General features: G+C 53.0%; 1 rRNA gene. It reads right to left on the bottom strand.

What is annotated here, in order from left to right:
• Positions 1-32 precede the first annotated feature (32 nt).
• Positions 33-1,425 (bottom strand): 23S ribosomal RNA (locus tag ACW4TB_RS27480); the annotation flags it as partial.

Here is a 1,425-nt window from a genome sequence, read left to right as displayed (position 1 = left end):
CAATCTGCAGAAGCAAATTGCTTGGGTGTTATATGGTCAAGCCTCACGGGCAATTAGTATTGGTTAGCTCAACGCCTCACAGCGCTTACACACCCAACCTATCAACGTCGTAGTCTTCGACGGCCCTTTAGGGGATTCAAGATCCCAGTGAGATCTCATCTTGAGGCAAGTTTCCCGCTTAGATGCTTTCAGCGGTTATCTCTTCCGAACATAGCTACCCGGCAATGCCACTGGCGTGACAACCGGAACACCAGAGGTTCGTCCACTCCGGTCCTCTCGTACTAGGAGCAGCCCCTCTCAAATCTCAAACGTCCACGGCAGATAGGGACCGAACTGTCTCACGACGTTCTAAACCCAGCTCGCGTACCACTTTAAATGGCGAACAGCCATACCCTTGGGACCGGCTTCAGCCCCAGGATGTGATGAGCCGACATCGAGGTGCCAAACACCGCCGTCGATATGAACTCTTGGGCGGTATCAGCCTGTTATCCCCGGAGTACCTTTTATCCGTTGAGCGATGGCCCTTCCATACAGAACCACCGGATCACTAAGACCTACTTTCGTACCTGCTCGACGTGTTTGTCTCGCAGTCAAGCGCGCTTTTGCCTTTATACTCTACGACCGATTTCCGACCGGTCTGAGCGCACCTTCGTACTCCTCCGTTACTCTTTGGGAGGAGACCGCCCCAGTCAAACTACCCACCATACACTGTCCTCGATCCGGATAACGGACCTGAGTTAGAACCTCAAAGTTGCCAGGGTGGTATTTCAAGGATGGCTCCATGAGAACTGGCGTCCCCACTTCAAAGCCTCCCACCTATCCTACACAAGCAAATTCAAAGTCCAGTGCAAAGCTATAGTAAAGGTTCACGGGGTCTTTCCGTCTAGCCGCGGATACACTGCATCTTCACAGCGATTTCAATTTCACTGAGTCTCGGGTGGAGACAGCGCCGCCATCGTTACGCCATTCGTGCAGGTCGGAACTTACCCGACAAGGAATTTCGCTACCTTAGGACCGTTATAGTTACGGCCGCCGTTTACCGGGGCTTCGATCAAGAGCTTCGCTTGCGCTAACCCCATCAATTAACCTTCCGGCACCGGGCAGGCGTCACACCCTATACGTCCACTTTCGTGTTTGCAGAGTGCTGTGTTTTTAATAAACAGTCGCAGCGGCCTGGTATCTTCGACCGGCATGAGCTTACGGAGCAAGTCCTTCACCCTCACCGGCGCACCTTCTCCCGAAGTTACGGTGCCATTTTGCCTAGTTCCTTCACCCGAGTTCTCTCAAGCGCCTTGGTATTCTCTACCTAACCACCTGTGTCGGTTTGGGGTACGGTTCCCAGTTATCTGAAGCTTAGGAGCTTTTCTTGGAAGCATGGCATCAACCACTTCGTCGCCTAAAGGCAACTCGTCATCAGCTCTCGGC

It is taken from the genome of Lelliottia jeotgali, from assembly GCF_977070485.1.
This window is presented reverse-complemented; position numbering and strand designations above follow the sequence as displayed.